This window comes from Bacillus sp. FSL W8-0116 (assembly GCF_038003825.1).
In the GTDB taxonomy this organism is placed as follows: Bacteria; Bacillota; Bacilli; order Bacillales; family DSM-4216; genus Bacillus_O; species Bacillus_O smithii.
Window position 1 is genome coordinate 1 of sequence record NZ_JBBOPY010000004.1, and the last position, 1438, is coordinate 1438.

Below are 1438 nucleotides of genomic sequence, written 5' to 3' on the forward strand. Positions count from 1 at the left end.
ATAGCACCACGGGTTTGCGTCAATGATCTTAATTGAACCGCCGTATACGGAACCGTACGTACGGTGGTGTGAGAGGACGGGAGTTAATCGCTCCCTCCTACTCGATTTCTAATCATTTTTTAACGTCTTTCCGAAAGAAGTCTCCCATCCTCTAGGAATGTGAAGGTGCGAATCGCACCAATGAGTAGGTGGGAGATGAATTTCGGTTGGCTTTAGCCAAAGTTATTTTTCCAATCCCTTTCTCAACAATTCTAAGATTGCGGCTGTTCTAGTTGGAATCCCATTTTCTTTTTGATATTGCTCCAATTTTTCTAATATCGTCTTAGGCATACGAATTTCTACACGTTCTTTCTCTTCTCTCATGATTATCATGCACAAATGAACTTACAGACTGCTTATAAGAATTTCTTTGAAGGAAATGCGGATTTTCCAAAGTTCAAAAATCGTAAAGCAAAACAATCCTATACAACTAATATGGTCAACGGAAATATTAAGCTAGAAAATGGTCATATCAAACTGCCAAAAATCAAAAAGCCAATAAAAATGAAACAGCATAGAGAGATACCTGCTGATTATAAAATCAAATCTTGCACTATTTCTAAAACAAAGACAGGCAAATACTACATTTCAATTTTGACAGAATATGAGAAAGATATTCGTCCAGTTAAAATACAGAAAGTTGTTGGTTTGGATTTTGCTATGGATGGTCTATATGTCGAGAGTGAACAGGGTAAGAAAGCCAATTACCCACGTTACTATCGGCAAGCCTTAGATAAATTAGCAAAAGCACAACGAATTCTTTCTCGAAGAAAGAAAGGTTCTGCAAGATGGGAAAAACAACACCTGAAAGTGGCTAAGCTACATGAAAAGACAGCGAATCAGCGCAGAAACTTTCTTCATCATAAGTCAAAAGAATTAGCAACAAACTATGACGCTGTGATTATTGAGGACTTAGACATGAAAGGCATGTCTCAAGCCCTCAACTTTGGAAAAAGCGTTCATGATAACGGCTGGGGGATGTTCACTACTTTCTTAGCGTATAAGCTAAAAGAACAGGGGAAACAACTTGTGAAAATTGATAAGTGGTTTCCCTCCACTAAGAAGTGTTCATGTTGCGGCAAGGAAAAAGAAATGCCATTATCTGAACGTGTATATAAATGTTCTTGCGGCTTTGTATTAGATCGCGATCACAATTCAGCAATCAATATCAAAAATGAGGGATTACGCTTATTAGCATAAAGAATAATAACTTTCGGAACGAGAGGGTTAGCTCGGTCAATTTTCTGTCATTAGACGGGATTACCCGAGAAGCCCCCACTTCAATCAAACCGTAAGGTTGATAAGTGGAGGGTAGTTCACTTCTTGAATGATAAAAAATCTGTAATGGAAAAAAATGAAAATTAGAATACATCTATATATTAGTAACCCGTGGTGCTAG

Annotated in this window: 1 protein-coding gene and 1 pseudogene; one reads left to right on the forward strand and one right to left on the reverse strand. The window is 37.7% G+C overall.

All coding sequences use genetic code 11. From position 1 onward, the window contains the following. Positions 1-222: 222 nt before the first annotated feature. The gene (locus N1I86_RS16625; RefSeq protein ID WP_003352379.1) at positions 223-363 is read right to left on the reverse strand and encodes a ribbon-helix-helix protein, CopG family; all 141 of its coding nucleotides are present in this window, start codon (positions 361-363) and stop codon (positions 223-225) included. Between the two features lie 6 nt (positions 364-369). Here N1I86_RS16625 and N1I86_RS16630 point away from each other — a divergent pair. Further along, positions 370-1239 (forward strand): annotated as a pseudogene (locus N1I86_RS16630) (RNA-guided endonuclease InsQ/TnpB family protein); the annotation flags it as partial. Between the last annotated feature and the right edge of the window lie 199 nt (positions 1240-1438).